The 26010-nt window shown below is 55.1% G+C and carries 24 protein-coding genes; 12 read left to right on the top strand and 12 right to left on the bottom strand.

Translation table 11 applies throughout. The features are described 5' to 3' along the window. Window positions 1-133 precede the first annotated feature (133 nt). Window positions 134-1405: a GTPase HflX gene (hflX, locus tag NYE24_RS21820; RefSeq protein ID WP_036695520.1), complete on the bottom strand. Its 1272-nt coding sequence runs from the start codon at window positions 1403-1405 to the stop codon at window positions 134-136. Between the two features lie 614 nt (window positions 1406-2019). Here hflX and NYE24_RS21825 point away from each other — a divergent pair. Next, entirely contained in the window at window positions 2020-2814 is a 795-nt protein-coding gene (locus tag NYE24_RS21825) for a hypothetical protein (protein WP_342476659.1), read from the top strand. A 112-nt stretch (window positions 2815-2926) separates the two neighbouring features. On the opposite strand, the gene NYE24_RS21830 is transcribed toward NYE24_RS21825, so the two are convergent. Further along, window positions 2927-5968 carry a DEAD/DEAH box helicase gene (locus NYE24_RS21830; protein WP_342476660.1) on the bottom strand — a complete coding sequence of 1014 codons (3042 nt, stop codon included), beginning with the start codon at window positions 5966-5968 and terminating at the stop codon, window positions 2927-2929. Next, the gene (locus NYE24_RS21835) at window positions 5965-7602 is read right to left on the bottom strand and encodes an SWIM zinc finger family protein (protein ID WP_342476661.1); all 1638 of its coding nucleotides are present in this window, start codon (window positions 7600-7602) and stop codon (window positions 5965-5967) included. The genes NYE24_RS21830 and NYE24_RS21835 overlap by 4 nt, the downstream gene beginning before the upstream one ends. 269 nt (window positions 7603-7871) lie before the next feature. Between NYE24_RS21835 and NYE24_RS21840 the strand changes: the two genes are divergently transcribed. Continuing rightward, window positions 7872-8504, top strand: a complete 633-nt coding sequence (locus tag NYE24_RS21840; protein ID WP_342476662.1) for a copper amine oxidase N-terminal domain-containing protein — start codon at window positions 7872-7874, stop codon at window positions 8502-8504. Window positions 8505-8509: 5 nt separating this feature from the next. Here NYE24_RS21840 and NYE24_RS21845 read toward each other — a convergent pair whose 3' ends face one another. After that, entirely contained in the window at window positions 8510-9361 is an 852-nt protein-coding gene (locus tag NYE24_RS21845; protein ID WP_342476663.1) for a copper amine oxidase N-terminal domain-containing protein, read from the bottom strand. Between the two features lie 128 nt (window positions 9362-9489). On the opposite strand from NYE24_RS21845, the gene NYE24_RS21850 reads away from it, so the two are divergent. Beyond that, window positions 9490-9972: a hypothetical protein gene (locus NYE24_RS21850; RefSeq protein ID WP_342476664.1), complete on the top strand. Its 483-nt coding sequence runs from the start codon at window positions 9490-9492 to the stop codon at window positions 9970-9972. Between the two features lie 122 nt (window positions 9973-10094). Here the strand turns inward: NYE24_RS21850 and NYE24_RS21855 are convergent, their stop codons facing one another. Continuing rightward, window positions 10095-10973: an AraC family transcriptional regulator gene (locus NYE24_RS21855; protein ID WP_342476665.1), complete on the bottom strand. Its 879-nt coding sequence runs from the start codon at window positions 10971-10973 to the stop codon at window positions 10095-10097. A 157-nt stretch (window positions 10974-11130) separates the two neighbouring features. Further along, a complete protein-coding gene (locus NYE24_RS21860) occupies window positions 11131-11994 on the bottom strand; it encodes a GNAT family N-acetyltransferase (protein ID WP_342476666.1) in 864 nt (287 codons plus the stop codon). Between the two features lie 223 nt (window positions 11995-12217). Here NYE24_RS21860 and NYE24_RS21865 point away from each other — a divergent pair, with 223 nt between their 5' ends. From NYE24_RS21865 to NYE24_RS21875, 3 genes are read left to right on the top strand one after another with little or no spacing between them, the layout of a single operon-like run. Beyond that, complete coding sequence (locus NYE24_RS21865) at window positions 12218-12808, top strand: Ada metal-binding domain-containing protein (protein ID WP_342476667.1); 591 nt, start codon at window positions 12218-12220, stop codon at window positions 12806-12808. Next, window positions 12789-13373 (top strand): methylated-DNA--[protein]-cysteine S-methyltransferase, encoded by a 585-nt coding sequence (locus NYE24_RS21870; protein WP_342476668.1) that lies wholly within the window; start codon window positions 12789-12791, stop codon window positions 13371-13373. The genes NYE24_RS21865 and NYE24_RS21870 overlap by 20 nt, the downstream gene beginning before the upstream one ends. Then, the gene (locus tag NYE24_RS21875; protein ID WP_342476669.1) at window positions 13354-14253 is read left to right on the top strand and encodes a DNA-3-methyladenine glycosylase 2; all 900 of its coding nucleotides are present in this window, start codon (window positions 13354-13356) and stop codon (window positions 14251-14253) included. Before NYE24_RS21870 ends, NYE24_RS21875 begins: the two co-directional genes overlap by 20 nt. Here NYE24_RS21875 and NYE24_RS21880 read toward each other — a convergent pair. Both NYE24_RS21880 and NYE24_RS21885 read right to left on the bottom strand, forming a co-directional pair. Continuing rightward, window positions 14250-14438 carry a hypothetical protein gene (locus NYE24_RS21880; protein ID WP_342476670.1) on the bottom strand — a complete coding sequence of 63 codons (189 nt, stop codon included), beginning with the start codon at window positions 14436-14438 and terminating at the stop codon, window positions 14250-14252. The genes NYE24_RS21875 and NYE24_RS21880 overlap by 4 nt on opposite strands. A gap of 67 nt (window positions 14439-14505) precedes the next feature. Then, complete coding sequence (locus NYE24_RS21885) at window positions 14506-14931, bottom strand: VOC family protein (RefSeq protein WP_036695531.1); 426 nt, start codon at window positions 14929-14931, stop codon at window positions 14506-14508. 114 nt (window positions 14932-15045) lie between these two features. Here NYE24_RS21885 and NYE24_RS21890 point away from each other — a divergent pair, with 114 nt between their 5' ends. Further along, on the top strand, window positions 15046-16008 hold the full coding sequence (locus NYE24_RS21890; RefSeq protein WP_036695532.1) for a YafY family protein: 963 nt from the start codon (window positions 15046-15048) through the stop codon (window positions 16006-16008). 335 nt (window positions 16009-16343) lie between these two features. On the opposite strand, the gene NYE24_RS21895 is transcribed toward NYE24_RS21890, so the two are convergent. After that, on the bottom strand, window positions 16344-17801 hold the full coding sequence (locus tag NYE24_RS21895; protein ID WP_342476671.1) for a PLP-dependent aminotransferase family protein: 1458 nt from the start codon (window positions 17799-17801) through the stop codon (window positions 16344-16346). 105 nt (window positions 17802-17906) lie between these two features. Between NYE24_RS21895 and NYE24_RS21900 the strand changes: the two genes are divergently transcribed. The 5 genes from NYE24_RS21900 (at window position 17907) to NYE24_RS21920 (ending at window position 23814) form a co-directional block, all read left to right on the top strand. Beyond that, complete coding sequence (locus NYE24_RS21900; protein ID WP_342476672.1) at window positions 17907-18461, top strand: GNAT family protein; 555 nt, start codon at window positions 17907-17909, stop codon at window positions 18459-18461. A 212-nt stretch (window positions 18462-18673) separates the two neighbouring features. Continuing rightward, on the top strand, window positions 18674-19126 hold the full coding sequence (locus tag NYE24_RS21905) for an Hsp20/alpha crystallin family protein (RefSeq protein WP_076155631.1): 453 nt from the start codon (window positions 18674-18676) through the stop codon (window positions 19124-19126). 268 nt (window positions 19127-19394) lie between these two features. After that, complete coding sequence (locus NYE24_RS21910) at window positions 19395-20390, top strand: DnaJ C-terminal domain-containing protein (RefSeq protein WP_342476673.1); 996 nt, start codon at window positions 19395-19397, stop codon at window positions 20388-20390. Between the two features lie 76 nt (window positions 20391-20466). Continuing rightward, complete coding sequence (gene clpB, locus NYE24_RS21915) at window positions 20467-23109, top strand: ATP-dependent chaperone ClpB (protein ID WP_342476674.1); 2643 nt, start codon at window positions 20467-20469, stop codon at window positions 23107-23109. A gap of 279 nt (window positions 23110-23388) precedes the next feature. Continuing rightward, window positions 23389-23814: a hypothetical protein gene (locus tag NYE24_RS21920; RefSeq protein WP_036695537.1), complete on the top strand. Its 426-nt coding sequence runs from the start codon at window positions 23389-23391 to the stop codon at window positions 23812-23814. Here NYE24_RS21920 and NYE24_RS21925 read toward each other — a convergent pair. The 3 genes from NYE24_RS21925 to NYE24_RS21935 all read right to left on the bottom strand — a co-directional run bounded on the left by NYE24_RS21925 (window position 23811) and on the right by NYE24_RS21935 (window position 26008). Further along, window positions 23811-24260, bottom strand: coding sequence for a GNAT family N-acetyltransferase (locus NYE24_RS21925; RefSeq protein WP_342476675.1), 450 nt, complete (start codon window positions 24258-24260; stop codon window positions 23811-23813). The genes NYE24_RS21920 and NYE24_RS21925 overlap by 4 nt on opposite strands. A 119-nt stretch (window positions 24261-24379) precedes the next feature. Further along, window positions 24380-25084 (bottom strand): MBL fold metallo-hydrolase, encoded by a 705-nt coding sequence (locus NYE24_RS21930; protein WP_076155621.1) that lies wholly within the window; start codon window positions 25082-25084, stop codon window positions 24380-24382. A 33-nt stretch (window positions 25085-25117) separates the two neighbouring features. Continuing rightward, on the bottom strand, window positions 25118-26008 hold the full coding sequence (locus NYE24_RS21935; RefSeq protein ID WP_076155619.1) for a MerR family transcriptional regulator: 891 nt from the start codon (window positions 26006-26008) through the stop codon (window positions 25118-25120). Window positions 26009-26010 lie beyond the last annotated feature (2 nt).

Here is a 26010-nt window from a genome sequence, read left to right on the forward strand (position 1 = left end):
CAGAATGGGCAAGAGATAGGCGGAGCACTGCCATGAAAGGAAGGGACACTTCAGAACGTATGCGAAAACCGGCTACAACACAAGGAGCTGGCCCCCGTAATGCGGGGACCAGCTCCTGTGACATTCAGTGATTTTATTGCGGCAGCTCTATAAAATTATCTCTGAACCGCTCGTAATCGGCGGCCCGGCATTCCAGCTTCAGGCGTGTGCCCTGCTCTTCGTAGCTGACGGACTGCACATCGGCATGTTCGTTGAAGTAGGAGACAATGCTGCCCCGGTCGAACGGGACCAGGATCTCACACTGTACATAGTCGGTGAAGATGCGGCTGCGGATCAGAGTGACCAGCTCGGCGATCCCGCGGTTTTTCTTAGCAGACAGGGTTACAGAATTCTCCTCCACCTGCGGGTAAGGCTCCTCCCTCAGATCGGCCTTGTTGTAGGCGTACAGGGTAGGAATTCCGTCGGCGCCCAGCGCCTTCAGGGTCTCATTCGTTACAGCCATATGCTGCTCATGCTGCGGATCGGCAATATCGACGACATGAATCAGCAGATCCGCTTCTGTTACTTCCTCCAGGGTCGAGCGGAACGCCTTCACCAGATGATGGGGCAGCTGGCTGACGAAGCCTACGGTGTCGGTTAACAGGAAGGTCTTGTGATCGGGCAGCACAATGCTGCGCACCGAGGTCTCAAGCGTCGCGAACAGCATGTCCTTGGCGAGCACCCCTTTGCCCGAACCGGGATGATAGGTCTCCACCAGGGTGTTCATTAAGCTGGACTTGCCGGTGTTGGTGTAGCCGACCAGACAGACCACAGGCACCTCGTTCTTATGCCGCTGCTTACGCTGGATCTGGCGCCTTGCGACCTGCGTCTGCAGCTCTAACTGCAATGCGGAGATCCGCTCTTCAATCCGTCTGCGGTCCAGCTCCAGCTTGGTTTCCCCGGCCCCTCTATTCTTCAGACCGGCCCCGCCGCCCTGTCTGCCGAGAGACTCACGCAGACCGCTCAGGCGGGGCAGCATATATTGCAGTTGTGCGACCTCTACTTGAAGCTGGGCTTCCTTGGTCTTCGCCCGTGAGGCGAAGATATTCAGAATCAGAATGGTCCGGTCAATGACCTGGCGGTCCAGTGATGACTCCAGATTGCGGATCTGGGAGGGAGACAGCTCATCATTGAAAATAACGACCGGTGCATCATGCTGCTCCATCAGCAGCGCCAGCTCCTGGATTTTGCCGGACCCGATGTAATGCGACGGGTTCACCCGGCTGGATTTCTGGCTAAGCTCAGCCACGACCTCAATCTCGCAGGCGGCTGCCAGATTACGCAGCTCCTCCATGGAATAAGCGAAGTTCGTGTCGTTCTGCAGCTGTACGCCGACGATAACGGCTTTCTGTTGTACGGGTTCCATATATAGATCAACCTCCATAGTGTAATTTGGGCATCAAAAAAGCACAGGCAGTCTGCCTGTGCTAACAGTAGGTGGAGGAACAACAGAATAAGGTCTGGTATAGCCCGCTGCACGGGAGCAGCAGCTATACGGCCATACTTGCCATAGACACCATAAAGATTTAAGCGGCAGGGGCGAAAGGCCCCGGCAGCTTAAAAAGATATAAAGCTAATCCTCCCGGAAAACACAGATTCTGGCAAAGCGGATACATGCACTAGTGGGCACAGTGTACCGGTTCCGGGTATCAGCGTATGGGTTGCGGATTAACAGGTGTATGCTATGGGTTACGTGTTATGGACAGACTTATCCTGAGTCCTCTGCACAAGGCAGAGCTTTCGCGCTATGGGAATATAATTAGCCGCGCAAAGTGCGAATCCGGATATAGTCTATCACACGCAACCCTCCGTTCTAAAAAAGTTACATTGATTTTAGCACAGTCCTTGTCATCTGGCAACAACCCCCAGTAAGCGGGAGTGTGTGTGATTTGACATGTGCCATGGTCTGTCAACCGACTAGAAACTTCCATTTTTATCTGCATATCCTATTGAATACAGCTCTAACGGAGGGTGATAACTGTGCCTATATTAACAACCAATATGTTAACAAAGAACCCTACCCCGGGAGCAGGGCCCATCAGTCAGGCTGTGGTGAAGGTAGTGAACAATGGTGTAGCCCAGGGAACGGTCTACTTAACCGGGTTAAATAATGATGTAAGCCCCTCAACGCTGTTCGCGCAGGAGCTGTTTGAGTCGAACTATCGGGAAGTTATGACCAAAACGTATAATATTACGCAGAATTTTTTCCAATTCAACATTGCTTACTCCCAGGAGCAGATCCGGGTCCGGATCTATCTGGTGGACAGCGGCGGGCTCTGGATTCCCGTTTCCCTGCAGCCCATAGCGGTGAGCCGGATTACCTCTGAATTCCGTAACAATATTCCCGTAACCGGCAGCGACACCGCAGCCCTCAGCTTCCGCAGAAGCACCACGATCGCCGTTCCTGAAGCAGTGGCCGCCGAGATCGTTCCAGACGGGCTGGAGATTCTGGCCTCCACCCCCATCCGCTATAAGGTGATAGCCGGGGGGACCGTTAACGGGGCTTTCGTGAATTACCCTACACCGACTACGGCTATCCCTGTCACTGAAACAGCGTTGCTGGTGAACTATACCTGTACATCGGTCACCGGCGGACAGGTGCTGACTCAAGGCATCGGCTCCGGCATATCCGGGGCGTACCAGAATGTGGCGGCGAATCTGCTGAATCAGCGGCTCGCTTACGATCTTCAGCTATTGCCGGTCACGCTGGTGGTCAGCTCGCTTGCCGGTGAGGACAATGTGGCGGTTACCTTCAGAATGTCTGAGCAATGGTGAAGACCGCCGGGTGAACGCCCGTTACTGCCACGCTGGCTGACTGGTAACAGACCGATGCCAGACCTGTAGCAGATAAAAGATAGCCGGAACAGGGGGTATCCGCAGCAGCGGGTTATCCCACCCATTCCTGGCGCAGCGTGAACAGATCCTTCAGCGCGTCCGTGGACAGCTCGGTGATCCAGCCCTCGGAGCCGGAGATAACGTCGTCGCTGAGCTGCTGCTTGCTCTCCAGCATCTCGTCAATCTTCTCCTCCAGCGTGCCGAGCGAGATGAACTTGTGCACCTGCACATCCCGGGTCTGGCCCATGCGGTAGGCACGGTCAGTGGCCTGATTCTCCACCGCCGGGTTCCACCAGCGGTCGAAATGGAACACATGGTTGGCAGCCGTCAGGTTGAGGCCGACCCCGCCCGCTTTGAGTGAGAGGATGAATACATTCGGCTGATCGGACGGCTGTACTCCGGCGGCTGCATCTGCAGCGGTTTCGCCCACAGGCAGCGCGGGAGCCTGGAACCGCTCAATCATGCGGTCGCGCGTGTTCTTCGGCGTGCTGCCGTTCAAGTACAGCACCGGTTCCTGAAGCTCCTGTTGAAGTACGGCCTGGAGCATCTTACCCATGCCTACATATTGGGTGAAGATCAGGCAGCGCTCGTTCTCCTCGCGCAGCTCGCGGACCATGGCTAGCAGCCGCTCCAGCTTGGCGGAGCGTTCGATCAAGGAGGTGGTGTCCAGAGCGCTGCCGTCTTCCGGCTCAGGCAGTGCCTCCTTGGTCAGCAGCATCGGATGGTCACAGAGCTGCTTCAGGCTGGTCAAGGCGGCGAGAATGGCCCCCTTGCGTTCGATGCCCTCCAGCTTCTGCATCCGTTCAAGCAGGCTGTTCACGTTCTGGTCGTAGAGAGCGGCCTGCTCGGCTGTCAGGTTGATATAGGTCTTCATCTCATTCTTATCCGGGAGATCAAGCTGGATCGCCGGGTCCTTCTTCTTGCGGCGCAGCATGAACGGCTTGACCAGCCGCTGCAAATCAGCGGTCCGCTCGGCGTTGCGTTCCTTCTCAATGGCATTTGCGAACCGGTCCTGGAACCCCTTCGGGCTGCCCAGGTAACCAGGTGTAATGAAATCGTAGATCGACCACAGCTCGGACAGCCTGTTCTCAATTGGCGTTCCGGTCAGGGCGATCCGGTGCAGGGCCGGGAAGCTGCGCACGGCAGCGGACTGCTTCGTTCCGGCATTCTTGATATTCTGTGCTTCATCCAGGCATACGGTTGCCCAGGTGAACTGCTTCAGCAGCTCCTGGTCCAGTGCAGCGGTAGCGTAAGAGGTAAGCACGACATCTGCCTGCGAAGCCGCGCCGTAGAAGTATCCGGCATCCAGCCGTCTGCTTCCGTAATGAAGCATCACGTTCAGGGAAGGCGCGAAGCGTTGCAGCTCCTTCTGCCAGTTGCCCAGCACGGAGGTTGGGCAGATGATCAGCGAAGGCCAGCCGGCCGGTTCGGTCTGCCGCCGGGCCACGGGTGCGCCGGAAGCAGCCGCTTCCTCCTCCTGCTCCTTCAGATGGAGCAGGTAGGAGATCAGCTGCACCGTCTTGCCAAGCCCCATGTCATCGGCCAGGCAAGCGCCCAGCCCGAAGCGGCGGAGGAAGACCAGCCAGGCGAAGCCCTCATGCTGGTAGCTTCGAAGCTCGGCGTGCAGACCGGCCGGCACCTCCGGCTTCGGCCACTGGCTGCGCTGCCCGAGCTGGCCGATCACCTTCACGAGATGCTCGTTCAGCTCGACCTCCAGCCGGACGCGGACCGCTTCTTCCTCGGCACGCTGCGCTTCCGCTTCCTCCGAATCGCCGTCTGCCCCTTCGTTCAGCAGGTGCAGCTGCAGCACATCCTGGAAGGACAAGCCGCGCGACTTGTCCATCCCGGCCATGGCCCGCTGAATCTGCGCCAGCAGCGCAGGGTCCAGCGGAATCCACTTGCCGCGGAACTGGACTAGGCGTTCTCCGCGGGCGACAAGGTCCGCGAACTCCGCCTCGGACAGGTCGGCGTCGCCGATGGAGATGCGCCAGTCGAAATCGACGAGCGCATCGAGGCCGAACAGCGACTGCCCGCGGCTGCCCTCAGCCGTGCCGGAGCTGATCTTCGCGCGCAGTCGCGGCTTCCTGCGGCTGGCGGCTTCCCACCACGCCGGCAGCAGCACCTGCCAGCCAGCCTCCAGCAGCGCCCGGCTGTCGGCTGTGAGGAACCGCCACGCGACCTCGTCGCTTAGCGGCTCTGCCAGCACATCGGCGCCGCGCCCGATGTGCTCCGGAAGGCTGTCACGCAGCCGTGACAGCCACCCGCCCGCGCGCTCGTGGACATGCGCTGTCCACGCTGCGGGCCAAGTGCCATGCGGCTCGCCGTCCCCGGTGAGCCGCAGCGGCACAAGCGCGGACTCGTCGCGCTTGTCCTGGAGGAGCAGCTGGAGCCGCCAGTGCGGCAGCTCATCGTCAGGCTCAAGCAGCTGCAGCACCGGCCGGAACGGCGCGGTGTCTGCCTTCCAGCCGATGGACATCAGCCAGCTGTCCTCGTCCATACCGGCTGCGCTTCTCCCGCCTGCGCTGAACAGCAGCGGGAATTCACTGCGCAGATCACCGGCCTGCGCCTCGGTGCTGTAGTACCGCTGGAAGACCGCCGCCGAGAAGGCGGCCTGCAGCCCTTCGGCGAACCCGCTGCGCTCCTGAAGACGATGCAGCGCGGCCGCATCGTCCCAGTCTGCCTCGGCGGCTTCTGCCAGCACCTGCTCCGTCCAGGTCCAGCGGAGCTGGCCTTCACGGTACGCTGCGAAGCTGGGGGCATACTGCCGGGCCTCCAGCATTCCGGCCAGCAGCGGGGCCAGCCGGGTTAACAGCTGGGCATCGCCCTGCCAGCTCCAGCCGACATGCCGGAGCAGCCGCAGGTCCGCAAAGAACGGCAGGACCTGCTCGGCAGGCAGCACCACCAGCTCGACTTCATCGGCCTTCGAGGTGCTAAGCTCGGTGCCGTAGAAGGATTCCTCATGCCAGGCGAACAGCTTCTGCTTGAGCTGGACACCGGGTATATAATCATCCCGGTCATCCACACCGTAGATCAGCGCATCGCCATACTGGGTAAGGGCGAGCTGGACGGTAATATTGCGCATCTTCATATTCATGGGATCAGTTTTCCTTTCCGCAGCTCCTCCTGAAGGGCGCGCAAGCGGCTGTGTCTATCCGTGAAGCCGTCCAGGAACACTTCCCAGCGCGCATCGCGTTTCAGTTTTTTGTATAGCTTGGCTAGCCGCTTCAGCAGCTTCACGGCCGCTTTGTAGCTGTGCCGGTTCTTGTCCAGCACGAAGCGCTCCACCGCCTGATGATAGAACGGCAGGAGCAGCTCCGGCGCATTCTTCTCGATCGGCTGCAGATCGCTCACCCGGAAGTCAGAGGGCTGATGGCCGGAGGAGATCTGCATATCCATCCATTCCTGCCATTTGCCATAGGCGAGCAGCTGGACTTCATAGATCTCGCGTGACAGCGGCAGCATCCCTGACAGCGTCTCCCACATCAGCGGCTCTTCATCGGGCAGGTGACGGACCGCCTCATCCCAGTAGCCCGCATAATCCAGCAGATTGTACATTCGGCTGTTCATCAGCGGACCGAGCGCGGCCAGCCACAGGGTCAGGCGTCTCCACTGACCAGCTTCAGCCAGCGGAGGCAGGAAGCTCATCAGCTCCTCCGGGTGCAGCCCGGGCCGTTCGGCCGCTGTGTTCAGCTTCTCAAGAGCGTCCGCATCCTCATGCAGCAGCGCATGCATCCGGCTCTCAGCCAGCAGCAGGGCATGGCGGGGAGCCGCGGCGCTTAGCTTTTCTCCGGCCTTTTGCAGCTCCGCCAGCTCCTGGGTGTACAGCTCCGGTCCGCTTAGATTCGGGGTAATCCAGTTGATCCACAGCAGGCTGTAACATGCTGAGAAATAAGGCTGTTCTCTGGCGCGGTCGCGCGTTTCGTTCAGCATCTCGGTCCGCAGATAGGCAATCGTATCGTGGACTCTCGTCCACTCCTCAGGGGCTTCCGCCAGCGGCAGACCCCGCTTCATCATGTCTGTGATATGCTTTTGCAGCTCGGAAATCGCAATTGAGGTGTAATAGCCCACGGAATAACCAAGGGACATGGGGTTCGCCGTGAGAGAGGTCCCGCCAGGCCGGAGGATACTCTCCAGCACACAGAGATGAGCGTGTAATTTGAACAGTTGGGCAGCTGCGGGAGGCAGCTTGGGCTGGCCCCCGGTGATGGCGGCGAGCGCCCGGTCCGCATACTGCGGGTTACGCACCGTATGGGCAAGCGGCTCCACCAGCAGCGCCATGTATTCACGCCAATGCTGCACCGTAGCCTCAGGAATCAAGGCGGCCAGCTTCTTCAATTGTTCCCCGCGCCGTCCCGGGACAGCGGACGCCTTAGCCGGATGAAGCTTGGGCTGCTCAATCAGCGCCTTGGCGTTCGCGATGGAATGCACAGGCCGCTCCTGCTCCTCGGCATATTGCATCAGCACAGCCGCCATATGCTTGCACATCCCGGATACGGGGCAATCGCAATGGCTCTCCTGCAGATCGTCCAGGTCAATGGAGACCGCATAATCCTCCCGGCCTTCGACCAGCGACATGATTCTGTGCGGCGTGACCATCCTGAAGACCTGCACGCGCTGCTGCTTATAATATTGAAATCCCCGTTTCAGGGTCAGATCATCGAAAGAATGGGCAACCTCCGAGATGAGCTTATCCCACCCGGCAGCATCCATCATATAGTTTGACTGCATCGCTATCGTTCTCCTGTAGCAGATTGGGTGAATCCGTCGTTCCATTATATCATTATTGTATAGCGTAACCCGCAAAAGTCTGAAATCCTGGCAGGTATGATATGCCCCAAATTGAAAATTTAGGGGAACAGCGGCCGAAGCTGTGATCCTGCACAAAATGCAACATTGCGGGCAATCAAACGAATAATTACAGTATTTTGATTTTATAGAAACAAATATGCTTGAGCGGCGTCTAAGATAGAAATCTGTCATCCAGGGAGAGATCAAGAATGAACAAACTTTTTAAAATAGGCATATCAGGATTAGCCTTGACCCTAGTGTTTAGTGCGGGAGCCTTTGCGGCTACCGTCGCTCCAAAAATAATCGTAAATGGTAATCAAGTGAAAACTCAGACGCAGCCTAGGATTATTAATGGTACGGTATATGTCCCGATTCGGGCCGTTTCAGAAGGATTTGACGCCAGTATTCAGTGGGATAACACAAGTAAAACCGTATATGTGGATTCTGATCCGAATTTCGGAATGGAGCGCAGCAGCGTGGCTTATGTAGCGAACCGGAACCTGGCATACAGATGGATTATGGCGTATGACGAACGGGATTATCAGGGAGTGCTCGATGTAGTTACGCCTGATTTCAAGACGGACATCTATAACGAAAGCTTCCCGGCGGGAACGTATAATATGGAAACGATTGTTGATATGAAGCCTGTTGCAAGTACAGACAGCAGTTTAACGGTGCGGATTGTCCAGAGAGTGACTGCGGAGGATGAGTACAAGGTGAAGGTGGAGCGGTGGAATTTTGTTTTTGGGCAGGGGAAAATCAAGTCCGTGAAAAGGGTACCGGACACGGCAAAATATCTGGACCGGTACACCCTTTTCCCGGGGGCTAACTTTGGCATATAGGTTCCTTACTCCGGGATGGCCCGGATCAGATCCGTATAAGGGAGGCCGGAGAATTTAAAGGTTGTTACAGTGTCGTCGCTAAGCCTCTGATAACCGCTATACACCCCGTTGTCGTAGCTAAAAGAGTCCTGAAACAGATCGGAAATATACGCTGGCTGCACACCGCCGAACGTAGTTGCCGGATAACCGGGGATATCTGCCTCCGAAGCCTGCCATATGGCTGTTGCCGTTGTGCCTGTAATCTCAACCACTGTGGTTATCTCTCCATTGCTGTAGGCATAGCGGGTAGCGTCCTTTGAAGCAAAGGAGTAGGTGAAGTATTGGGATTGATCACTTTGTACACTTGTACCAGGCTTGAAAGAGTAGCGAACCGGCAACGAAATGGCCGCCAGGCGGGCCTGTTTAAGGTCTGCTGAATGGATGACCTGGGTATCAGGAGTGAAATTCTTGGACTGAATGAAGATGATTTCTCTTATCTTTTCGTAGTATACACTGTATCCAAATGCCTCACTGATAAACTTTGCGGGAACCATGAGTCGTCCGTTGTAATTATTGGCTTCACTATCCATCTGTACAGGCTCGCCATTCTTGTAAGCCATAGATTGCCCCTGAGTCATTTCAAAGTGGTCATTGGAGGAATTCGTAATCGTTACTGTATGGCGGATACCATCCCAGGAATAGTGGAGCCCTAGGGAAGCAAGCGTGCGGATGGGAATCATCGTTCGGCCAGCCAGTATGAAGGGACTGCGATCAGCGGAGATAAAAGCACCATCGATGTTCACCTGTATAGGTCTTGTGGTTGACCGGGCCGGGCTGGAAGCAGGGGCTGCCAGAATAACGTTGGGAAGCATAAGCATGAACAGCATAATGCAACAGGCAGGAAACCATCTTTTTAATGAAGACATAGACCAATCATTCCCTTCCAGTAATTTGTATATATTGAGTATAACTTGAAATTCAAATTAGGATAGGTATGGGAGAAAGCATGAATAAAAAAGACTGGATTTTAGTAGCTTTAGTAGTTTCTCTATTCGGAAATGCTATGTTTTTTATGGAGTTTAAGCGTGTCAGTAGGAATGAAGAGTTGAGACATGAATTACTGAATGCTTACATCCAACGAGATCTAGTTCAACTTGAGGAAACTATACAGTATCAACAAGATCATAATTGGGAAAATGAAACTCTTGTAACACAGAAACTAGATGATGCGATCGATTCGATTATCTTACACAGTGGAATGGAAAGCGATAAGGGGAAGGAAGATATCCTAATGAAATTGTACGATTACATGAATGCGTTTAAGGCGGGTGACAGTACTTTTGATGTTAGCCTAAACGATAAGCAACGTGCTGATTATATCCAATTAGGTCAAAGGCTGCGCACTAACGGATGGAATTACGGTGTTGGATATGATACAAACTGGGATGCTTTTGCTTCAAAAGTAAACAAGCTCTTAGGAGAATTATAGAGTTCATTACATTCACTGATTATAAGATTAAAACTGAGAGAGTATGATTTCTTACCACTGTCCGCAAAAAAGCCCTCCAGATGCCGTTATGGCTGGTAGAGGGCTTATCAGTAATCTTGTATTTATTTCTTCACCACAGGAATCCATACCTCGCAGATTGACTCCTCATGTGTGTCGTCCGTCCAGTAGTACTTCTCCAGACAAGGCCCCTCCACTTGCTCAAAGCCTGACGACGGGAACCATTCCGAATAGATCCGCCGCCACACATTCAGAATCGCAAGGTCTAACTCTGTGTCCCCGGAAAACGAATCACGGCTTTCGAATACAGCATACGTCTGGTCAGGCACAGTCAGTTGGTCAAGCTCCTCCGGGACGTCCTGTCCTTCCGGCAGTTCCGTTCCCATCAGATACCGTTTGGTTCCGTCCTCGCTGAAGTCATAATAATAACCGAACAGCAGTGAACCTGCGGGTCTTCCGGCACATTCGTTAATCCGGTCATGCGTCCCATCGTTCCAGATTTTCTCTACAAACGCAGGGATTTCACTATAAGCATCCTGGTGGATAATAACCTCCTTACCCATGACTCTATAGCCCTTCTCTTCAACCAATCTGTAATTCATTTCGCTTTCCCCTTTGATTTGAATTTGAAAGGAGATGCGGGAGAACGATTTGAGCTTCACGTTCTTTTTCTTCGCCATATTGGGAGTCACCCCATGTACCCGCTGAAACGCTCTTGTGAAGGCCTCAGGCGTCTCGTACCCATACTTCAGCGCTATGTCGATCACCTTGCCGTCCGTTCCGGCCAGTTCTTCTGCCGCCAGTGTAAGCCGCCTGTTGCGTACATATTCGGTAACAGTGAACCCTGTCAAGGCATGGAACATCCGCTGAAAATGGTACTTCGAGGTCATCGCCGCTCCTGCGATATCCTCGACGCCGATAGTGTTTTGCAGATTCTGCTCCACGTAATCAATCGCCTGCTGGAGCAGCCGTATCGTCTCCATCTCCTCATCTCCCTTTCACTATTCATTGTAGAGAAGCGGGCAGGGAAGGGCCTGACCGGGAATGCTCTGAGTTGTCCGGAGTTTTTAAAACATAAGAATTTATATGCTTTAGGCTATAAATTATCCTTCTATTTCTCGCTGAAACGGTACCGTCCTTTCAAAGGACGGCTAAGCCGTTTCCACTTGTCATATACTCCATTCGATGCGTTTCCTGAAATCCAAGGCTGTTATACAAATGGATGGCTTCATTCCCAACGACACAGGATAGGGTAACGCTTGTATAGCCGCGCCGGTGGATCTCACCACACAAGTACTTCACGAAGGTTCGGCCGATTCCGCGTCCCTGAAGGTCAGAACGTACACTAACACTGCTGATTTCATTCCTGTGGATGTGGTTGTAAGCAACGACTTTCCCGTCAAGCTCATAGACCAGCCGGTCCTCTGCATCTGCTGCCCAGGCGTTTCGTCTGCCTTCATTAGGCTCTGCAACCACAGAATCGGGGAAGCAGCCGACGCGCACCCGCATTTCATGAAAAGCAGTAGCATACAGGGAATGGGCGTCAACAAAGTCTTCATCTCTATACAACCTTGCTGAAGCCGTCTCCTGAGGAAAAGCACCGCCGGTCCGCTCCATATAAATAAGTGAATAGTACGGAGCATAGCCAAGGGTGCGGGCAAACGCAAGGGAAGAGGACACACCGGACCGGACGGAAGTGCTGACCTTACGGGTTCCGCCTGCCTGTAATTGAGCTTCTGCCACCTGCGTCAAAGCCCTGCCAATGCCTTGCCGGCGATACTGCGGGGCGACGAATACATTTAAATGAGACTGGGGTGCGGACGCTTCCATTTGGACTAACGCAATAAGCGTCTCACCTACATAAGCGGCAATAAACAGTTCAGGCTCTTCTTCCAGCACCTGCAGAAGGTCAGGACCAGTGTCCCCGTCCAGGCTTAATAGTTTTGCGGCTGCGAGAGAATCCTTCGTGCTTAGGCGTTCACAGCGGATATCTGATAGCTTCATTGGGTTTTGTGTCCTTCCCTGACTTTAATTCAAGCAGTCAATAATAGCATTATTAGCCGCGGTTTTCCACTTTCTTCCTCGTGTTGCCCGGAAATCGGCTAGGTAAGTTACGTTTTTCCAATTGTTTGTCCATCTGCCTCACTGTCGTAATCTTGCTCTCCTATTGCAATAGGCTGCATAAGCCGAAACGAATCGTTTATACTGGCGGTAAGAGGTGATGGGGATGGACCCGCAATTGTTCGAGCATATCTATGAAACGGTAGTGCGGCGCGAGCCGACCTATGACGGGATCTACTATACGGCGGTGCTGACGACCCATATTGTATGCCGTCCGTCCTGCCGGGCGAGAACACCGAAGGCAACGAATGTTATATTCTATGGCTCCTTGCAGGAGGCTATTTCGTCAGGCTTTCGTCCCTGCAAAAGATGCCGCCCCGAGGAAGGCGGCACCCTCCGGCCGGACGCGGTCCTGGCGGCGCAGGCAGATGCCATTATGGACGGGCGGTTCGGCAGCAAGCTGACCCTCCAGTCGATGGCCGCAGAGCTGAAGGTCAGCCCGTTCCACCTGCAGCGCACCTATAAGCGGGTTGCCGGCCTGTCACCTGCTGCCAGACTGGACACGCTGCGCACGGATGAAGCCTGCAGGCTGCTGACGCAGACTGCGGCGGGAATGGCTGAAGTTGGCGGGGCTGTGGGGTTCCGTACGCCCTCTCATTTTGCCGCCTGGTTCGTGAAGAAGACGGGGCTGTCCCCTACAGAGTACCGCAGCAAGCATAACGAAGGAGGAAACCAACATGAACTCAAGCCGGAATAACAGCCGGAGTACAAATACTATTACGATTTATCATCATACCCTGAATCCCGGAAACGGAGAGTGGACCCTGTGGGCCAGCGATAAAGGACTGATCCGCTTATCCTTCCCGCAGGACGAAGGGCAATTACCTGCCACATGGTTGAAAATGTATGCGCCTGCCCATGAGCTCATAGAGGATGCCGGTAGATTTGAGCAGCTTGGAGTGATAACGCTACTGGAGCGTTATTTTGCCGGAGAGCCGGTAGATTTCAGCAGTGTGGAGCTGGATCTGTGGGGCACTCCGTTTCAGCAGGAGGTGTGGCGGGGGCTGCTTACCATCCCGCATGGGGAGACGGCCAGCTACAAGCAATTAGCTGAGCGGATCGGCAGACCGTTGGCAGTTCGTGCTGTCGGTGCGGCCAACGGGCAGAACCCGGTGCCGGTTATTGTACCCTGCCACCGGGTGATTGGCGCGAACGGTACCTTAACCGGCTTCCGGGGCGGACTCCAGATGAAGCAGGAATTACTCCAGCTGGAGGGGATTCTGAATGTAAAGGCGGCTGGTCATGAACGATTTGCTTTTTGAGCTGCCGCTGCCGGCAGACTTTGACCTGGGGGCCTGTCTGGAGTACATGAACCGCTCGCCGCTGGAATGCCTGTTCCGCACGGATGAAGCAGGCGTCAGCCGGATGTTCAGGATAGAGGGCGGCCCGCTTCTGGTGAGGCTCAGTGTGTCCGAGGATCACAAGCTGTGTGTAACCCTGCTGCATGGGGCGATTCCTGGTGCACTGGAGCAGGAGGCGTTGGCCCGCTACATTGTGGAGTGGTTTGATCTGGACCGGGACCTTGCCCCGTTCTACACGCTGGCGGCAGCGGACCCGCTGCTTGGGCCGCTGGCAAGTGAGCACCGGGGGCTGCGGATCATCGGCATCCCGGATCTGTTCGAGGCGTTATGCTGGGCGATTCTGGGGCAGCAGGTGAATCTGGCTTTTGCCTACAGGCTGAAGCAGCGGCTGACCGCTGAATACGGGGAAGCGCTGGAATGGGAGGGGCAGACCTACTACCGTTTCCCCGGCCCAGAGATGTTCACAGAGGTGCAGGTAGAGGAATTATGCGCCTTGCAGCTAACCCGCAGCAAAGCACAGACAGTGCTTACCGTAGCCTCGCTGATCGCAAGCGGGGAGCTGAGCCGGGAGGAACTCCTGGGGCTTCCGTCCCCGGCTGCCGCCGAGCAGCGGCTGCTGCAGATCCGCGGGATCGGCCCGTGGACCTCGCAATATGTCCGTATGCGCTGCCTGCGCGATGCATCCTCTTATCCGGTCGGCGATGTCGGCCTGCAGAACGTGATCAAGCATCTGACCGGCATGGACCGCAAGCCGACACCGGCGGAGCTGCTGGAGCTGGCCCGGCCGTGGCAAGGCTGGGAAGCATACGCCACCTTTTACTTGTGGCGGGCGTTATATTAGAACAAAGCCCTGTCTCGCCGGATTCCGGGGGACAGGGCTTTGTTTGCGTTGTTGCGGCTGATCTGCCCAATGCGGATGTGGTGGGAAAACCGACCACAAATGGACGGCGCGATGGTTACCGGGGCGAATGTAATCGGTTTTTCGATTACATTCGGCCAGCGCACAGGCACATCGGCTTTGAGCATAGTATTTCCCCCAATGTGTGTTGCCCGCAATGCCCATCGGCCCGATGTTACCTCAGCCTCAACAGCCTCACCGCCCGTTCATCGTGAAGATCTGGAAGCATACGCCGAACTTATCGGTCACCATGCCGTATGCGGGACTGTAGTAGGCCGGGGCCAGCTCGATATCGACGGTGCCGCCTGCCTTCAGTGAGTTGAATAGCTGCTGTGCTTCAACCTCGGTTTCCACCGAGAGACACACATTGATGCTGTTGCCCCGGCTGCGCGGCATACCCGGCTCATAATCCGCCACAAAAAACTTCGTCTCTCCCGCCAGTAACACGGCATGGGCAATCTGCGCCTTCTCCTGCTCCGTCATGGGGGCGTCCGGATTCTGCGGGCCTTCGCCCATTGTTTGCTTGAACAGCACCACAGCGCCAAGCGCCTCCTGATAAAAGGCTATCGCCTCCTCAGCAGATCCATCCACCAGAATATAAGGGTTCATTTGCAGCTTCATGTCTTGTTCGCTCCTTGGAAGGTATATTTGCCTGTACTAACCGGCTATGGTTATAGTGTAGACTGTAATAGTGACAGGTCTTGTCATAGTTAAAATATAAATGGAGTGAACCCTGTGTCGAAATCCAAAAGGCTGCTGGACCTGATGATGACCGTCAACCGCAAGCGCAAATTCACCGTAAGGGAGCTGGCTGACGAATTCCAAGTCTCTTCACGCACAATCCTTAGGGATTTGCAGGAGCTGGGGGAGCTGGGCGTACCGCTCTATTCCGAAGTGGGGCCGCATGGAGGGTATCAGGTACTAAGCGAGAGAATCCTGCCGCCGATTGCGTTCACGGAGGAAGAGGCGGTGGCGATTTTTTTTGCCAGCCATGCCCTGCGCCATTATAAGTATCTCCCCTTCAAGGAAGAATCCTTATCCGCCCTGCACAAATTCTATAACTACATGTCTGGCGATGTCCGTGACCGGATTGACGAGATGAAGCACCGGATCGATTTCCTGACCCCGGCGCGGCAGGCGGAATTCCCTTATCTGCCCCAACTGCTGGAAGCGGCCACCGGGCAAAAAGTGCTGCTGATCGATTACCAGTCAAAGGCCCGGCGGCAGCAAAGGTGGATTCAGCCCGTTGGCATCTATGCCAGTAACGGCCTGTGGTATTGTCCGGCGTATTGTTTCCTGCGGAGCGGCATCCGGATCTTCCGCTGTGACCGGATTCAGTCTGCCGGATATGATGAAGCGGGACCGGCCGCGCTTGATCTTCGTCATATCCACTTGGACAATATGGAGGAATACGGCAGTCCGCCGCCGCCGCAGACAGAGCATAGACTTATCAAGCTATACGTGGAGCTGGGCAGTGAGGGGGTTCAGGCCTGCGAAGGGGAGGTATGGTCCCCGGTGCTGCTGCATATGCGTGAAGATGGCACAGGCTGGCTGGAGGGCGAGATTCCGGGAAGTGATCTGGGCTTCTTCGCGCGTTTTGTGATTGGCCTATGCAGCGAGGCTACGGTGCAGGAGCCGCCGGAGCTGGTGGCTGAGGTGAAGCGGACGCTTGCGGATATGCTGGAGAAGTATAGTTGATCTAAAAGCCTGGGCATGAACATTGAGATATTATTAGGCGGATCCTGCACCCGTCACCGACCTCTCGCTGGAGATAAAAGTAGCTGATTGTATTTCCTGCAACAGAAAGCTTATATTTGACCGTAAAATGATATTCTGTTGTATTTCGTACATTAGAACATGGCATTTTGGGCGAAAAATAGTCTCTGTTCAACAATCCATTGTACCGAATACAATAGAATCTATTTCGAAGCTGTTTTGACATCATTCCATTGTATAGAATACAGTTACTGCTGTTCCAGCGCCTATAGTATCCGAATGACTGCGCGGGAATGAGGATTAAATCTGATGCTCTGCTAGCCCAGCCATGCCACCGCCAATCTGCGGATGCCTTCATCGATCAGGTCCTCAGCGATCCCGCCGAAGCCCAGGATGAATTCAGGCTGATCGTAGTCCGGCTTGCCCCACCAGGTGTAGGACATGGGGGTAACGCGAATGTCCTCGGCTTCCGCTGCGGCAGCAAGCTCCCTGGCGCTGGTGCTAATGCTAACTCTGCTGCTGACTCTGGAGCCAACTTCTGCTTCGGGCGGCTTAAAGGTCAGCAGCAGATGGAATCCGGCATCCGTTCCGCTGAGTACTGCGGCATCACCGAAATGCTGCCTGACCGAACGCAGCAGCAGGTCATGCTTGCGCTGATAGAGCAGGCGCATCCGGCGCAGGTGCTGCTCGAAATGCCCCCGCTCCATGAAATAATGCAGCGCAATCTGATGCAGCCGTGAGGCTGAATGCTCCAGGTACAGCTCGCTTCTCAGGCTGTGATAATCCGGCAGCAGCTCCTCCGGCAGAACCATATAGTGAATACATAAGGCAGGGGTTACTGACTGGGCGAAGCTGCACATATAGATCACCGGGCTGCCCTCGGCAAGCCCCTGCAGCGCAGGGATCGGCCGCCCGTGATAACGGAACTCCCCGTCATAATCATCTTCGATGATATAGCCGCCTGTGGACCGGGCCCACTCCAGCAATGCGAGGCGTTTGGTGATCGGCATGGTCATCCCCCGGGGAAACTGGTGGGACGGCGAGATGTACACAGCATTTGCCCCGCTGCTGTACAGCTTGTCTAGCTGCAATCCGTCCTCCTCGAGCGGAATCGGCAAGATGTTGTATCCGCTCCGCCGGAATGCCGCTGGCAGCAGGTGGTACCCCGGATCTTCGATACCCAGTCCGTTAACCCTTCCCTTCAGCAGCAGACATAGCAAAGAACACAGCGTATACTGGTCGCCGCCGACTACAATCTGCTTCTCTGTGCAGCGCAGCCCGCGGAATTGCCGCAGATGGGCGGCGATGCTTGCGCGGAGGGCAGGCTCTCCTTGGGGGTCGCCGTACTGGAGCAGGTCTGGATTCGCCAGCTGCTCCTGGTAGAGGCTGCGCCATATTTTATGCGGGAACAGGGAGAAATCATTGTGCGACATATGGAAATCATATGCGTAGTGCCGTGAATCCCGGGGCGTGATCGGGCGGGGGGCCGGACGGGGCCGTTCCCCGCCAGGAGCAGTGCTGCCTTCCTGGTGAACGGGCAGGATGTAATAGCCGCTGCGCGGCTTGCTGGCGATGAAGCCCTCTGCCAGAAGCTGCTGGTAAGCAAGCTCCACCGGAGTGGCGCTGATTCCGCATAACGCCGCCAGACGGCGGATAGAAGGCAGGCGCATCCCGCTCTGGAGGCTGCCGCTCAGGATTGCTTTTGCCAGATAATCATAGAGCTGTATGTAGTAAGGGGTCTCGCTGTGTTCATTCAGATCCGGGACAAGCAGCATGCTTCACCTTCCATCTGTCCTTTGAAATCGGACGTTTCTGTATATTTTATAGTATACAGATTTGTATTACGATAAAAGCAATTACGACAGTGGGAGTGGACAGAGATGAACGGTCATTCAAGGCTTTTAACAGGGGATAAGGTATATTTGCGCTCCCTGAACGGGGAAGACGCCGGGCTGTATTATGAGATGTTCCACGGCGCGGAAGTCCGCAGGCTTACAGGAACGAAGAAGCATATCACCAAAGAGCAGATTGAGCAGTATATTGCCCATAAATCCGGGGATGACAGTACGGTGCTGCTGCTGATCGCGCTGAAGGAGAACGACGAGGTTATCGGCGACATCGCCATTCAGGATATCGATGGGGATAACCGGAATGCCAATCTGCGGATCGCCATCGGGGACGAGCGGCATCAGGGCCAAGGGTACGGGCGTGAAGCGCTGCTGCTTATGCTGGATTATGGCTTCGGCATTCTGAATTTGCACAGGATTGAGCTGGAGGTCTACAGTTATAATGCCCGTGCTGCGCATGTCTATGAGTCCATCGGGTTCGTGCAGGAGGGGGTGCGGCGTCAGACGCTGTTCTATAACCATGAGTATCATGATGTGATTATGATGGGCATGCTGGAGAGTGAATACCGGGAGCGTTATTTGAAGTAGAACAGGAAGGTCAAATAAGGTCAAATCGTTAATAATGTTAAAATTTATTATAAAAAACGAGCCGAAACGCCGGATTCTCCCGGATTTTCGGCTTATACCGGTTTTGTTTTCTCCGGGGGTGCAGGCTATAATAAAGCCATAGGTCAGACAAAGTCAAAGCCTGAGCAAGACCGAATTCAAAAATCAAAAGTCAAATGAGAGGAGAATGAACGATGTTTGATTTGGTTCCTTTTGGTAAACGCAGAGATGATGCTTTTGGTGTGCTGGCGAAGTCGCTGAACGAAGTGTTTAATGATGATTTTTTCGCACCGCTGACAAGTAACGCGCTGTCTTTCCGGACCGACATCCGGGAGAGTGAAGGGGCATATCTGATCGAGGCCGAGCTTCCGGGCTTCCGCAAAGAAGAAATCGACATTGATTATTCCAGCCCTTACCTCTCGATCAAGGCGGTTCGCACAGAAGAGAGCAATGAGGAGAATAAGGAGCATCAGATGGTGCGCCGCGAACGGCGGGTTGGCGAATATGTACGCCGGTTCTACGTCCAGGATATTGCAGAGGAAGACATCCGTGCTTCTCTGAAGGACGGTGTGCTGAGCCTGGAGGTGCCGAAACGGCAGAAGTCCCAGGGCAAACGGATCGAAATTCAGGACGGCGGCGATGCTTAAGGGCCGGAAAGAGCTTCAGTAAGCGTCAGGGGAGCCTTAAGAAGCAGATGGACATTCAAGTCCGGTTGAAGCTGCCGCTTCCGCAGGAACTCAGGGCTTAGCGGCTGAAGCCGCTGGCCTATCCGGTTTACCGGGCGGCAGCAGGATTTCACCGGACTTTTCATATAGCACTTCATATTAGACGCATTGTAGTGGGGGTTCCGGCTATAATGCGTCTTTTCCCGGAGGAAGGCAGAAGGTTCCCATTACACGAAAGGAGGAGGTCCCGGTGGCGGCAAATTATTATGAGCGTCTTGGGGTAGATCAGAAGGCCTCGAAGCAGGAGATTAAGAAGGCCTATCAGAAGCTGGCCAAAAAATGGCATCCCGATGTCAACAAGGCCCCGGAGGCAGAGGCGAAATTCAAGGAAGCAGCCGAGGCATATGAGGTGCTGGGCGACGAAGAGAAGCGCAAAATCTATGATGAGGAGCTCCGCTATGGAGCCGCAGCAGGCTCGCGGGGTCAGCGCAGCTACGGATCAGCCTCCTCTGCGTCATGGGAATCGCCGTTTGGCGCGGGCTGGAGCAGCGGAGCCGCCTCTTCCGGTGGTATACCCGAAGAGGATCTGTTCGGGATGTTCTTCGGCAGCCGGGGCGCGGCTGACCGCGCCGGCTTCTTCTCGGGCGGCAGTGGCGCCCGTCCAGGCGGAAGCCCGTGGGGGGATGAGTTCAATACGATGCAGGCCCAGCTTGAGATTACGCTGGAGCAGGCTTATAGAGGCGGTAATATCAGCGTTCAGGCGGCAGGCAAGGACCTGAATGTACAGATTCCCGCACGCTCGGCGGAAGGGACCGTCATTCGGGTACCCGGCGGCGGAAGCGGAGCGGGGCAGGGCGGGGATCTGCTGATCTCGCTGCATCTCCTGCCGCATGAGATCTATGAGCCGGACGGCGGGGATCTGCTCGGCACGGTTGAGATCGCCCCCTGGCAGGCTGTGCTTGGCGGGGAAGCCAAGGTGGCGCTGCCGGATGGCAGCAGCGTGAAGCTGAAGATCCCTGCCGGGATAGCCAGCGGCGGAACGCTGCGCCTCTCCGGCAAGGGGCTGAGACGTCCGGACGGAACGAATGGTGACATCCTGTTCCGGATGGAGATGGTCATTCCCGCCGGAACGACCGAGGCAGAGAAGAAGCAGTACCGCCAGCTGGCGGAGTCCAGCAGCTTCCAGGCCGGGGCGAAACGGCGTACCACAGGCGGAGCGCAGCGGCGCAGAGCCGCAACGCGGTAAGGCATTTCCGATTCAGTAAATAACAGCCGGGCATCCGGCTGATTAACATATACATTGTAGAAAGGCGATGATCCTAATGGATTTCAATAAACTTACCCAGAAGCTGCAAGAGGCCGTGGCGGAGGCACAGTCGCTGGCGGGTTCCAGCGGGCATCAGGAGATTGACAATCTTCATCTGCTGAAGGCACTGCTCCAGCAGCATGAGGGCCTGCTGCCCCGGCTGCTGCAGAAGATGAATGTTCCCGCAGCCGAGCTGCTGCAAGGTACGGAGGCGTTGCTCCAGCGCAAACCCAGCGTAAGCGGGAGCGGAGCAGGCACCATGCGGCGGTATGCCTCGCCTGCGCTGATTGCCATGCTGGAGCAGGCGGAGCAGGAAGCGGCCAAGATGCAGGACGAATTCGTTGCGGTGGAGCATGCGGTCCTGGCGATGGCCTCGGATTCAAGCAGCGGGAACCGCGAGCTGCGCGGATTATTCACCAGCCGGGGCGTTACCCGGGAGAAGCTGCTCGGTGTGCTTGCGGAGATCCGCGGACACCAGCGGGTGACCAGCCGGGAGCCGGAGGCAACTTATGAGGTACTGGAGAAGTACGGCCGCGATCTCGTAGCCGAGGTGCGGGCAGGCAAGATCGATCCGGTCATCGGACGCGATGCCGAGATTCGCCGGGTGATCCGCATCCTCTCCCGCAAGACCAAGAATAACCCTGTCCTGATCGGAGAGCCGGGTGTCGGCAAGACAGCAATTGTCGAAGGGCTGGCCCACCGGATTGTCCGCCGGGATGTGCCGGAGGGACTGAAGGACAAGACGATTTTCTCGCTGGATATGAGCGCGCTGATTGCCGGTGCGAAATACCGCGGGGAGTTCGAGGAGCGGCTGCAGGCGGTGCTGAAGGAGATCCGCGAGAGTGACGGGCGGATTATTCTGTTCATTGACGAGCTGCATACGATTGTAGGTGCAGGTAAGACGGAGGGGGCCATGGATGCGGGCAACATGCTGAAGCCGATGTTAGCCCGGGGCGAGCTGCACTGTATCGGGGCGACCACGCTGGATGAGTACCGCAAATATATCGAGAAGGACCCGGCGCTCGAACGCCGCTTCCAGCAGGTGCTGGTCAGTGAGCCGGATATCGAGGATACCATTTCGATTCTGCGGGGATTGAAGGAACGCTTCGAGGTGCATCACGGGGTCAAAATCTACGACAGCGCTCTGGTCGCAGCCGGTGTGCTGTCCAACCGTTACATCACCGACCGCTTCCTGCCGGATAAGGCAATTGACCTGGTCGACGAAGCCTGCGCGATGATCCGTACGGAGATTGACTCTATGCCCGGCGAGATGGATGAGGTGACCCGCCGCCTGATGCAGATGGAGATAGAGGAAGCCGCGCTCAAAAAAGAAACCGACGACGCCAGTGCGCGCCGTCTGGAGAACCTCCAGCGGGAGCTGGCCGACCTCAAGGAGAAGCATCTGGGGATGACAGCCCGCTGGGAGAAGGAAAAGTCGGCCATTCAGGGCATCCGCGACCTGAAAAAGCGGCTGGAGCAGGCCCGCAAGGATCTGGTCGATGCGCAGGAGATCTATGATCTCAACAAATCGGCTGAATTAAGCTATGGGATTATTCCTGATCTGGAGCGGCAGCTTAAGGGCGCGGAGGAAGCGGCGCAGCAGGATCAGGAGACCCGGCTGCTGCGTGAAGCCGTGACGGAGGAGGAGATCGCCGATATTGTCTCGCGCTGGACGGGAGTTCCCGTAAGCAGACTGGTGGAAGGCGAGCGGGATAAGCTGCTGCGGCTGGAGGATACGCTGCATGAGCGGGTAGTCGGGCAGGATGAGGCGGTCCGGCTGGTAGCCGATGCCGTTCTTCGGGCAAGAGCCGGCATCAAGGACCCGAACCGTCCGATCGGCTCGTTCCTGTTCCTCGGGCCGACCGGGGTCGGGAAGACGGAGCTGGCCAAAGCGCTGGCGGTATCGCTGTTCGACCGCGAGGACGGCATGATCCGTATCGATATGTCGGAGTATATGGAGAAGCATAGTGTCTCCCGCCTCGTGGGTGCTCCTCCGGGATATGTCGGCTATGAAGAAGGCGGCCAGCTGACCGAAGCGGTGCGCCGCCAGCCGTATACGGTGGTGCTGCTGGATGAGGTGGAGAAGGCGCACCCGGATGTATTCAACATTTTGCTGCAGCTGCTGGATGACGGACGGATGACCGATTCGCAGGGCCGGATGGTCGACTTCAAGAACACGATCATCATCATGACTTCCAACATCGGCTCGCCTCATCTGATTCAGGGCACGGACGACAACGGCGAGCTGACCGAAGCCGTGAAGGACCGGGTCATGAAGGAGCTGAGCGGACATTTCCGTCCGGAGTTCCTGAACCGGGTGGATGATATCGTGATGTTTAAGCCGCTGACACTGGCCGAGACCCAGAGAATTGTGGTTAAGCTGGTCGATGGCCTGCGTCTGCGTCTCTCCGAGCGGAACATCGGTCTTAAGCTGAGTGACAAGGCGGTCCGCTTCATTGCCGAGGAAGGCTTCGATTCCGTCTATGGGGCTAGACCGCTGAAGCGGTTCATTCAGCGCAGCCTGGAGACCCGGGTAGCGCGCGCGCTGATCGCCGGAGAAGCGGAAGAAGGCTCGGTAATGACGGTGGACGAAGCGGACGGCGAGCTGACCGTTGCAATAGCGAAATCAGAGTCTGCGAAGACAGTAGGATCGATGTGAAATGTAATGGGCCCCGGCGCCTCCCCTAAGGAGACAGCGGCAATCTACAAAGCATCCACAAAAAGCGTTCTGCCTTATTGAGGCGGAACTGCCCATGCTAGCGGTGCGGGGCAACGCTAGCATGGGCCTTTGGCGCTTTTACAGACCTCCCGGCTAGGCCTTTGGTATAGTCCAATCAGCATCTGACTGAGACTATACGACGATTCTTTGTAAATATGTGGTTGAAATGTTGTCATGGCTGGGGCTACCGGGTAATAGAAATGATTAGAACTTTCGAATATGGCTGGATTTGAAGCAGAAGCCAAGGAAACGGGGGGAGAGATCATGGCGGCACAGACGGTATCCGGTATCAGCCCGGTACAGGCCACTACAGCTTACGGCAGCACACAGAGTGATGTCAGTTCTCTGGAGAAGCAGCGCAACCGGCTGCTGATGGAGCTGGACAAGGTGAATGCGGCGCAGGGCGGAGAGATGCAGACTCCTTATCGCCGGGAGCAGCTGCAGCGGCAAATACGGCAGCTGGAGGCCCATCTGGTGCAGAAAAGCGGGAGTACCGCTTCGGCTTCATTTGTACCTGCTCCCCCGCTTCAGGATCATACTCCGCCCTGGCGGACTGAGGGAAAGGGAGGCCTTAAGGGCATCGGTCTGACCGATCCCCGGACAGCGACAGTAGACGCAGAGGGCCATTTCGACGCGTTGATTTAGATAAGGGAGTAGTGAACCCAATCCTTCCCTTTGACCGCGTTCATGTTTTCAAAGAAGCTTTGAGCACGTTTGTTAGTAGTAGAAGTAATCCAAGTCATGTTGGCATATCCATGATTCTGTGAGTACTGTTGACATGCCAGGAATAGTTGTGATTCCACTTCGGTATCTCTAAAGGGTTCTCTTACGAAGAGGTCGTTCATAACACTGATTTTATCTGCTTTCATAGTGCTGAATGTAAAGAATAGGGTAGCAAAGCCGACCAACTCTCCATTCTGCTCTGCCACGAGCTGCACCCCCTGCTGCTGGTCAAAAAGGGTCTGGATTAAAGAGTTGATTTTATCGGCAGGAGGTTTGGGGTTCTGATAAAAACCAACGATGTATTCATACATCAGCTCGGTCAGACTGCTTATATCATTAGGCTCAGCGTTTCTGATTATTAATGGCATAGGTGTGCTCCTTCTTTGTGAATAATGAATAATAATACAACTATTAGTATAATAACTCAACACGTGATAGACATATCCGACAAAAAAGGCCATCCATAAAGGATGACCATATCCAAAATCTAAAGGATTCTCACTATATTGTTAGAAACGGCCGGATAGTGTTCGAATATTTGCAGATCATGGAATGGGAGCGGAATGAATCCGTTGTGATGAGCCTCATTTAGAAACATTTCGTTATTTTCTGTACTCGAAAAAACCCCGTTCGGCCGATTGCTTAGCAAATTATCGCACCAGTAGCATTCATCGCCGGTAATTATATAGTTGGTATGAACCGATTCAAAGTAAACCACCGACGAACCAGGGCTATGCCCGCCGATCACCTTGAATCTGAACTGGTTGTCGTAAATATATTCGTTGTCTACGGTGACAACCCGGCCTTGAAGCAGCTTCTCCTTGATGGCCGGCGAGCATTGCTGTAGCGCAGTTTCATAGTCGGTTTTTGAAATGATAATTTCAGGTTTATCAAACAAGTCAAGATTCTCAATATGGTCAAAGTGACTATGCGTAATGATGACTGTATCTACGGAGCTTAGATTGCCAATGATGCCTCTTAACTCGTCTGCAACGTCTGTTAGTGTAATTCCCCATTGCTGTGCCACATTCTCATCGCGAAAGCCTGTATCGATACAGATTGTTTTATTATTATGCTTGGCAATATAAAATGACCACGCAATCTGGACTGCTTCCTCCGAATGTTTCATATCGCGGTATATGTTGCTTAAGCGAAATGAAGATTCACCAATTTTTACGGCGTAGAGTTCCATGGATGGGTTCCGCCCCTTCTTGTGGCATTCGAGTTATACAATGTAAGATTCAATATTTAATGAGTGTACCCCATTTCGCCGTGCCCGGTCTAGAGTCTCAATGGAAGCCTCGATAATGGTGCGGATATCGGTGCCGGCTCCGAACGGACCGACCAGACCTCCGATGTAACATCCCATGGGCCTCAAGCAGCCGATAGCGGTGAAATCGAAGCTTTTCATATCGTTTATGATGCTTTGGGCAGCCAAGCTGGCACTGTCCTTGTCCGCTATGGCGAACACAATGAATTCATCCCCGTGTGCGCGTCCAATCGTAGCATGACCCAGATGCTTATGGACGGCCGCTTCAATTAATTGATAGCAGGCGACAATGACTTTATCCCCTATGTCGAAGCCGTAGTCGTCATTCACTTGTTTGAAGTGGCTGATATCGAAGCGGATCACCGAGTGGATATCACTGCCCGCAGATTCTGCTGCAATACCGGCTACATTTTCGAGGAACATTTCCATATTGGGCATGTTCTTTTTGATTTCATGTATATCTGTTAGCCCTAGCTTCTGTAAATGGATGGTCTTATTCATTTCGAACCCTTCCTTCTCAATGAGGGTAATTAGACGGTCTATGGCCAGTTTCTTCTGGATTTGTTCATTTAAGGCCGACGTAATCCCGATGCGCTTGCGTACAAGCTGACGGATGAGGATTAGGCTGTCCACAGGTCCGCTTAAGAGCTCCCTGATTTCTCCCAGAGTGAAATCGAGGCTCTTCAGAATCATGATCCAGTTCAGAGGATGTGATTGCTCCGGGGTATAGAAGCGGTAGCCTGTCCCGGGATCGATCGCTGCGGGATGAAGCAGACCGATCTCGTCGTAGTGCCGGAGCATTTTGGTGGTAACCTTATTCAGTTCTGCGAACTCTCCGATCTTCAACG

The sequence above is a fragment of the Paenibacillus sp. FSL H7-0350 genome (assembly GCF_038593195.1).
Lineage (GTDB): Bacteria > Bacillota > Bacilli > Paenibacillales > Paenibacillaceae > Paenibacillus_AQ.

What these genes read in the sequence shown, in the direction of transcription:
- hflX (WP_036695520.1), bottom strand. Translation starts at nt 1,405, where the DNA reads ATGGAACCCGTACAACAGAAAGCCGTTATCGTCGGCGTACAGCTGCAG.
- NYE24_RS21830 (WP_342476660.1), bottom strand. Translation starts at nt 5,968, where the DNA reads ATGAATATGAAGATGCGCAATATTACCGTCCAGCTCGCCCTTACCCAG.
- NYE24_RS21835 (WP_342476661.1), bottom strand. Translation starts at nt 7,602, where the DNA reads ATGCAGTCAAACTATATGATGGATGCTGCCGGGTGGGATAAGCTCATC.
- NYE24_RS21840 (WP_342476662.1), top strand. Translation starts at nt 7,872, where the DNA reads ATGAACAAACTTTTTAAAATAGGCATATCAGGATTAGCCTTGACCCTA.
- NYE24_RS21845 (WP_342476663.1), bottom strand. Translation starts at nt 9,361, where the DNA reads ATGCTTATGCTTCCCAACGTTATTCTGGCAGCCCCTGCTTCCAGCCCG.
- NYE24_RS21850 (WP_342476664.1), top strand. Translation starts at nt 9,490, where the DNA reads ATGAATAAAAAAGACTGGATTTTAGTAGCTTTAGTAGTTTCTCTATTC.
- NYE24_RS21855 (WP_342476665.1), bottom strand. Translation starts at nt 10,973, where the DNA reads ATGGAGACGATACGGCTGCTCCAGCAGGCGATTGATTACGTGGAGCAG.
- NYE24_RS21860 (WP_342476666.1), bottom strand. Translation starts at nt 11,994, where the DNA reads ATGAAGCTATCAGATATCCGCTGTGAACGCCTAAGCACGAAGGATTCT.
- NYE24_RS21865 (WP_342476667.1), top strand. Translation starts at nt 12,218, where the DNA reads ATGGACCCGCAATTGTTCGAGCATATCTATGAAACGGTAGTGCGGCGC.
- NYE24_RS21870 (WP_342476668.1), top strand. Translation starts at nt 12,789, where the DNA reads ATGAACTCAAGCCGGAATAACAGCCGGAGTACAAATACTATTACGATT.
- NYE24_RS21875 (WP_342476669.1), top strand. Translation starts at nt 13,354, where the DNA reads ATGAACGATTTGCTTTTTGAGCTGCCGCTGCCGGCAGACTTTGACCTG.
- NYE24_RS21880 (WP_342476670.1), bottom strand. Translation starts at nt 14,438, where the DNA reads ATGCTCAAAGCCGATGTGCCTGTGCGCTGGCCGAATGTAATCGAAAAA.
- NYE24_RS21885 (WP_036695531.1), bottom strand. Translation starts at nt 14,931, where the DNA reads ATGAAGCTGCAAATGAACCCTTATATTCTGGTGGATGGATCTGCTGAG.
- NYE24_RS21895 (WP_342476671.1), bottom strand. Translation starts at nt 17,801, where the DNA reads ATGCTGCTTGTCCCGGATCTGAATGAACACAGCGAGACCCCTTACTAC.
- NYE24_RS21900 (WP_342476672.1), top strand. Translation starts at nt 17,907, where the DNA reads ATGAACGGTCATTCAAGGCTTTTAACAGGGGATAAGGTATATTTGCGC.
- NYE24_RS21905 (WP_076155631.1), top strand. Translation starts at nt 18,674, where the DNA reads ATGTTTGATTTGGTTCCTTTTGGTAAACGCAGAGATGATGCTTTTGGT.
- clpB (WP_342476674.1), top strand. Translation starts at nt 20,467, where the DNA reads ATGGATTTCAATAAACTTACCCAGAAGCTGCAAGAGGCCGTGGCGGAG.
- NYE24_RS21920 (WP_036695537.1), top strand. Translation starts at nt 23,389, where the DNA reads ATGGCTGGATTTGAAGCAGAAGCCAAGGAAACGGGGGGAGAGATCATG.
- NYE24_RS21925 (WP_342476675.1), bottom strand. Translation starts at nt 24,260, where the DNA reads ATGCCATTAATAATCAGAAACGCTGAGCCTAATGATATAAGCAGTCTG.
- NYE24_RS21930 (WP_076155621.1), bottom strand. Translation starts at nt 25,084, where the DNA reads ATGGAACTCTACGCCGTAAAAATTGGTGAATCTTCATTTCGCTTAAGC.